The organism is Mesorhizobium sp. M7A.T.Ca.US.000.02.2.1 (assembly GCF_003996995.1).
GTDB lineage: Bacteria > Pseudomonadota > Alphaproteobacteria > Rhizobiales > Rhizobiaceae > Mesorhizobium.
On sequence record NZ_RZTT01000339.1, the window covers coordinates 1 to 6,624 of the forward strand.

General features: G+C 62.8%; 6 protein-coding genes and 3 pseudogenes. 5 read left to right on the forward strand and 4 right to left on the reverse strand.

Annotated features, from left to right (window positions below):
- Positions 1-257: pseudogene (locus EOD15_RS25530) on the reverse strand (metallophosphoesterase); the annotation flags it as partial.
- Between the two features lie 110 nt (positions 258-367).
- Between EOD15_RS25530 and EOD15_RS25535 the strand changes: the two are divergent.
- Positions 368-961, forward strand: a complete 594-nt coding sequence (locus tag EOD15_RS25535; RefSeq protein ID WP_127319506.1) for a hypothetical protein — start codon at positions 368-370, stop codon at positions 959-961.
- 20 nt (positions 962-981) lie between these two features.
- On the opposite strand, the gene EOD15_RS25540 is transcribed toward EOD15_RS25535, so the two are convergent.
- A complete protein-coding gene (locus EOD15_RS25540; RefSeq protein WP_127408956.1) occupies positions 982-1,656 on the reverse strand; it encodes a TetR/AcrR family transcriptional regulator in 675 nt (224 codons plus the stop codon).
- 96 nt (positions 1,657-1,752) lie between these two features.
- Between EOD15_RS25540 and EOD15_RS25545 the strand changes: the two genes are divergently transcribed.
- The gene (locus EOD15_RS25545; protein ID WP_127408957.1) at positions 1,753-2,532 is read left to right on the forward strand and encodes an NIPSNAP family protein; all 780 of its coding nucleotides are present in this window, start codon (positions 1,753-1,755) and stop codon (positions 2,530-2,532) included.
- On the opposite strand, the gene EOD15_RS25550 is transcribed toward EOD15_RS25545, so the two are convergent.
- Positions 2,529-3,341 carry an alpha/beta hydrolase gene (locus EOD15_RS25550; RefSeq protein WP_127321509.1) on the reverse strand — a complete coding sequence of 271 codons (813 nt, stop codon included), beginning with the start codon at positions 3,339-3,341 and terminating at the stop codon, positions 2,529-2,531. The two genes, EOD15_RS25545 and EOD15_RS25550, sit on opposite strands and share 4 nt — an antisense overlap.
- A gap of 8 nt (positions 3,342-3,349) precedes the next feature.
- The gene (choX, locus tag EOD15_RS25555; RefSeq protein ID WP_127321510.1) at positions 3,350-4,288 is read right to left on the reverse strand and encodes a choline ABC transporter substrate-binding protein; all 939 of its coding nucleotides are present in this window, start codon (positions 4,286-4,288) and stop codon (positions 3,350-3,352) included.
- A gap of 83 nt (positions 4,289-4,371) precedes the next feature.
- Between choX and betI the strand changes: the two genes are divergently transcribed.
- The 3 genes and pseudogenes from betI to EOD15_RS25570 form a co-directional block, all read left to right on the forward strand.
- Positions 4,372-5,019 (forward strand): transcriptional regulator BetI, encoded by a 648-nt coding sequence (gene betI, locus EOD15_RS25560; RefSeq protein WP_127321511.1) that lies wholly within the window; start codon positions 4,372-4,374, stop codon positions 5,017-5,019.
- A gap of 106 nt (positions 5,020-5,125) precedes the next feature.
- Positions 5,126-5,419, forward strand: a pseudogene (locus tag EOD15_RS36975) (IS1 family transposase); the annotation flags it as partial.
- A 557-nt stretch (positions 5,420-5,976) separates the two neighbouring features.
- Positions 5,977-6,624: pseudogene (locus tag EOD15_RS25570) on the forward strand (SDR family oxidoreductase); the annotation flags it as partial.

Genomic DNA, 6,624 nt, shown 5'->3' on the forward strand with positions numbered 1-6,624 from the left:
AGCGCATTCAGCACCGCCACGTTGCGCAGCAGCGCGGCGTCGGTCTTGCCTTCCTGCAGGCAGTTGGGACTCAAGCCGCTCGCCATGCGGCAGGCATGGACATCGGCGATGAACAGGAAGGTGGCGTCGATCGACTGGACGCGTTGTCCGGTCTGGCCGAAGGCCGGCCGCGGCAAGGCGCCGGCCGCGGCAAATCCCGCAGCCTGTACCAGGAAGTTGCGTCGGGAAAGCGATCCAGTCGAACGGCGATTCATCATCTGCTGATTCAGCATGGACAGCGGCCGGTCGTCCAGCGCCTCTGCGCCATCATCGACATGACGCCACGGGTCTGGCATGTCTCGCTTGCGCAAGCGGAGGAGGACGAAAGATGAAAGCCGCACCTATCTGCATGATCCTGGCCGCGATGCTGTGCGCGAGCACCGCGCATGCCGCCGGTTGCGTCGACGCCAAGTCCGCCAGGAAGGGTTTCGTTCTGGCGAGACCCGGCATCCACAGCGAATTTCGGCCCGTGGCCGGCGGGATGATGTCGGTTGCCAACACCTACGAATCGCAATCGCCCCAAACCCAATATCTGTTCGCCGGCCTGATCGAGGTGTTTCGCGACAGCGACACCGGCCGGCAGGCGATGATCCCGTTTTCCGATCTGCGAAAGCTGTTCCCGCTGAAGGCGGGGGCAAAGGCCACGATAGAGTTCGTCGAGTTGTCGCCGAACAAGCCGCCGAAGGGCACAAAGACGCTGAGCCTTGTCGTCAAGGGCAAGGAGACATTCCGTCTGGGCGACTGCAAATACAATGTCCTGGCGGTCAAGGAGACCTTCAAGAACGGCGACGGCGAGACGCTGGATTCATTCATCGCCCTTTATGCGCCCGATCTGCAAGCCGCGCTCGCGCGGCGCTACGATGAAGGCACCGGTTCGGAATCCGTCAACGGCTACGAGACGATCAAGCCGCTGGCCGAGTAGCTGAACCAAAGCCCGGCGAGTCAAGGGGTTCTCGGCCGTGGCAGTATCCTGTTGCGTCGCCTGGCAACCAAGCCGCCCGGCGACGGCGCGCTGCGCTCCAGCCCCGCCAGGCAATCCCGCAGCACACCGGCATCCTGCGCCGTCTTGGCCATCGACATCGCCCCGGAATAGGCGGCGACCGTCAGCGCGGCGAAGCGTTCGGGGTCCGCGCCCTCGTCCTTGCCCGCCTGCTGGTCGGCACGCACCTTGTCGGCAATCGCGCGCCGCCACCCGGCAAAAATCCCGGCAAGGGCAGTTCGAAAATCGGGATCGGCAAGCGACAGTTCGTGCGCCAGATTGTTGAGCGGGCAGCCGCGCACGAAACCCTGCTGCTCCAGTTCCGCCGCCACGGCCTCGAACACGGCGCGCACGCCCTCGCGCGCCGATGCCGCCGCCAGCACCGGCGCGATCCATGTCTCTTCGACCGCTGCCGCCACACGCTCGTCGATCACAGCCAGCGCCAGCGCCTTCTTGGTCGGGAAGTGGTGATGAAGCGCGCCGCCGCTGACATCAGCCGCCGCCATCAGATCGCCGATGCTGGAAGCGTGATAGCCACGCGCCTGGAACGCGTCCTCGGCGACATCGAGCACTTTCTTGCGCATGCCTTCAGGGTCGTTGGTGCGTTTTCCCGGGCGCGGTTTTGGCTGGACGGTCATCTCTGCTGACATTGCCGAACTTTAGCATGTTGACAAAACAGGACAACCGGTCTGTTTTGCAAAACAGGACGATCACCCTGTTTTGGAGAATGTCGGATGAACCTGCCCCAGAACGTCGCGACGAAACCCTCAGCGCTCGCTTCGCCTGTCGTCGAGCTTCGGCAATACACGCTGAAGCCTGGTCGGCGCGACACACTCATCGGCATCTTCGACGGCAGGCTGATCGAGGGCCAGGAGGACGCCGGCATGACCATCATCGGCCAGTTCCGGGACCTCGATCGGCCTGACATGTTCGTCTGGATGCGCGGCTTCGACGACATGGATGCGCGGAAAAATGCTCTCGCCGCTTTTTATGGCGGGCCGGTCTGGGCGGCGCACAGTGATGCGGCCAACGCAACGATGATCGATTCCGACGATGTGCTGCTGCTGAAGCCGGCGTGGCCCGCCGCCGGCTTCGACCTCGCGGGCAAGCAGCGGCCACGCCTGGCCGATGACGAAAGGCCCATTCAAAACAAACCGCTGACCGGCATCGCTGTCATCGAGATTCATCATTTGCAGCCCGGCACGGAGGCAGATTTCGCCACTCGCTTCGAGACTGAGACGGCGTGCCTGATGACGGCCGACGCACGCCTGCTCGCCGCCTTCATTACCGAGCATGCCGAAAACAGTTTTCCGCGCCTGCCGGTACGGGCTGATGAAAACGTCTTCATCAGCGTCATGGGTTTTGCCAGCACCGAGGCGCATGCCCGCCACCAGGCCGCCCTAGCCGCTTCTTCGGCATGGCAGGATTTTTGGCAGGCCGCGCAGCTCGGCCTGACCAAACAAACGGAGACTTTGCGGCTGTCGCCCACATCGCAATCATTGGTCGGGCGTTAGACTTCAAATGCCTCGATGATCGCCTTTGCGACAAGGACCGGGTCTTCCCAATGCGGGTTGTGGCCACAGCTCTCGGCGCGAACGAAGACGGCTCCGGCAAGAGCGGATTGCAACGCCTGCTGGTGCGCCGCGCCGAACAGGGGGTCGCAGGCGCCGGCGATGACCAGCGTCCGGGCCTGCACGGCCCGTGCAGCATCGGTCAGGTCGGCGCGGCGGATTTCCTCGAGAATCGCGCGCCAGCGCGGGGTCGGCATCGCCGAGGCCTCTTGCGCCAAGCCGGCGAGAAAGGCTGCGGGCACGTCGGGACGACAGGCATGCCACCAGACATAGAACGGATCGGCCGGCGATATCGGGTCGCGCAGGGCCTCAACGCTCACCACCAGCGGATGACCCGGCGCGAAATCGGGCTTCAACGTGCCGGCCAGGACCACCAGCCCGCCGATCAACTCCTTGTGCCCCGCAGCCAAGGCGACAGCCACCATGGCGCCCAGCGAATGGCCGACGACGACCGGTCGGTCGAGTTGTAAACTCTGGATCAGCCCGGCCATATCATCGGCAAGATCGGCGATGCCGCAGTTCTTGCCAGCCTGCGAGGCGCCGTGGCCGCGCAGATCCGGCATGATCAGACGGCGGCCGGCCAGATATGGCGCCAGAAGCGAAAAACTGCGGCTGGTGTCGGTGAAGCCGTGCACCAACAGCAGTGCCGGCTCGGCGCCTGATATCTCGACATAAGCGATGTCGAGATCGCCGACAGTGACGAACTGCTTGCGGCCGGCCCAGGCGTCCTGTTCCGGCAAAGCATCAAGCACCGCCGCCCTCACAGGCCGAGCTTTTCCTTGACCGCGGCAAGGCCGGGTTGGCCGTCAAAAGTGGTGACGCCGGCGAGCCAGGCATCGAGACGGCTTTTGTTGGCCGTGATTGCCTTCAGCGCGCCGTCCTCCGGCTTCATGCCGTCATTGATCAGATAGCCCATGCCGACATTCTCGAAATCGATGTCGAAGGCGAGATTCCCGAGGAATTGCGCGACGTTCGGGCATTGCTGCAGATAGCCCTTGCGCACCTGCGTCGTCACCGTCGCGGCGCCGAAGTTCGGGCCGAAGAACTTGTCGCCGCCGGTCAGGTACTTGAAGTCGTACATCGTGTTCATCGGATGCGGCGCCCAGCCCTGAAAGACGATGAACTGCTTTTCCTTGATCTCGTAGCCGACCTCGGAAAGCATGCCGGCTTCGCTGGACTCGACCACCTGCCAGCCGTCCAGGCCAAAGGCCGGATCGGCGATGGCGTCCATCATCAACTTGTTTGAACCGGGCTCGATACCGTACATTTTCTTGCCGAACTTGTCGGCGAATTTGTGCAGATCGGAAATGTCCTTGACGCCGGCGTCCCAGGCGTAGGTCGGGACGGCGAAGGTGTATTTGGCGCCCACGAGATTGACGCGCACATTCTCGACAGAGCCGTCCTGCTTGTAGGGCTCGTAATAGGTGACCATGGCCGGATCCCAGTAGCCCAGGAACAGGTCGAGGTCCCTGTTCTTCATGCCCTCATAGATGACGTTGATGCCGAGCACCTGGCTTTGCGGCTGATAGCCGAGCGCCTCCAACAGGACGTTGGCGACCCCCGTGGTGAAGGCAAGGTCGTTCCAGCCGGGTTCGGCCATACGGACCGTCCTGCACTCTTGGCCCTCGGCCGCCTGAGCCGCATGAGAGGCCAACATGAGGGCGGCCAAACAGACGCCGTTTGCAAGGATGCGCAACATTTCGGTTCTCCTCATTGTCGTCAAATTGACCAATTGGTCTTTTTATTGTCCCGTGGGTCAATTCTTGATCTGAGCGGACGAAAATGTCAACATGGATTCGCGATGCATGGACCGACCCCGTGAAACTCAAGCGTCTCAGTGAGATACGCCGCAAGGAGCTTCGGCAGGCGGCCTTCGTGGTTCTGGAGCGCGAAGGCATTGCCGGCGCGACCCTGGAAAAAGTGGCGGCGCAGGCCGGCGCCTCCAAAGGCATCGTGCTGCACTATTTCCGCAACAAGCAGGAACTGTTCGAGCACGCGATGCGCGAAGCCAATGCCGTCCTGTGCCAGGCGGTGATCGCGCGGCTTCGCCGGGCGCGTACGCCGATGGAGCGCATGGATGCGGTGATCGAGGGCAATTTCGAGGAGCATCTGTTCCAGCCGCCTCTGTGCCATGCTTGGCTGTCGCTCTGCGCCGAGGTGCCGCGCGACGAGAAGATGGCCCGTATCCAGCGGGTGATCCATGCGCGCATGCGCTCGAACCTGTTGTCGGGCCTGCACGGCCTCGCCTCGCCTGGAGATGCCGACGACATCGCGCTTGGCGTCACTGCTTTGATCGACGGGCTTTGGCTGCGGCTCGGCCTGCAGCCGGGCAGCGTCTCGCGCGAACAGGCCGTCCGCCAGGTCAAGAATTATGTCGCGGGCCGGCTGGCCCTGCGGGAGCCCGTCACCGAAGTTCATACCGTGGGATAGGCGGTAGTGGGTCAGTTTGAAATTTGATGCCGCGAATGCCGTTGTCGTGACCCGCCGTGAACTCCTATATGCTTACAGAAAGTATGGGACGGCGTATGACAATCGAGTGCATAGCCCCGCCGAATGCACTGGTGCGCGGAAAGAGTGGATCGAAGGTAATCCAGACATCAAGCACGTCAGCACGTCATTTGCCGAACGCCAAAACCGGACTATGCGGATGCATATGCGCCGCTTCACGCGCCTGACCAACGGCAGTGGAAGCTCACGCCAACGCCGTTGCCCTGCACTTCATGTATTACAACTTTGTCCGCCTTCATGCTTCATGCGCATGACGCCCGCGATGGCCGCCGGCGTGACTGGCAAGCTTTGGGAGATTAGCGATATCGTTGCGCTGATCGAGGCGAAGGAAGCCGAAAAGCCAGCGGCTCGGGGGCGTACCGAAAGAAAGGTGTCTCAACTGATTGATCCTCAACCCATCACGAATGAAAATATCCTGAGGGTTCTTTGCATCGTCCTCGTCGAAATTCGCGCGACCGATGATCTATCCAGAGCTCGTATGCTCGCGGATTCATTTCACAACGCACCGGCCATGATCGCCTCTGGCGCCGGTCCGCAGGATACCTGGGCAAGTGTACTTGGAACCGCTCGCAGGCTTGATATGGAACGATATGTCGTCTCACTGCTGAGCCACGTTCAGGCGAGACAGATTTCAAACTGACCCACTACCGGATAGGCTGGCCGCTTGACCTCGCCCGCTGATATGCGGTGCTCTCGCGGCGGCCAGAGAAGCCTTGGAGCGTCGGATGAGACTTCACAACAAACGCGCGCTGGTCACCGGTGGGTCGGACGGTATCGGCCTGGCGATCGCCGAAGCCTTTTCGGTGAGGGTGCGGACGTCCTGATCGTCGGCCGCGACACCAAGAGCTCGACGCCGCCCGCAAGCAGATCGGCGGCACTATCGAGACGCTGCCGGCCGATCTTGCCACATCGGCCGGCATCGCAGCCGTCGTCGAGCATGTGAAGAAATCCAGTCGGCCTCTCGATGTCCTCGTCAACAATGCCGGGGTGGCTTTCCTGGTGCCGTTCGAGACCGTCAGCGAGGCGCAGTTCCAGCAATCCTTCGCGCTCAATGTGACGGCGGTGTTCTTCCTCACCCAGGGCCTGCTGCAGCATCTCGCGGCGCCGCATCGGTGATCAACATCTCGTCCTATTCGCCAACAAGATGATCCCGAGCGGCCGTCGAGCCTCTATTCGCTGTCGAAGGGCGCGTTGAATCCGCTGACCAAATCGCTGGCCTTCGAACTCGGCCCGCGCGGCATCCGCGTCAACGCCATCGCGCCCGGCACGGTGGACACCGCCATGCGGCGCAGGACCGTCGACAATCTGCCGGCCGAGGCAAAGGCGGAGCTGAAGGCCTATGTCGAGCGCAGCTATCCGCTGGGCCGCATCGGCCGCCCCGACGATCTGGCCGGTATCGCGGTCTATCTCGCTAACGACGAGGCGTCCTGGACCAGCGGCGGCATCTTCTCCATTGACGGGGGTTATACGGCGGGGGGAGCTGGGTTTCTCCCTCCTTGGGGGGGATGGCCCGCCGGCCCGAGGGGG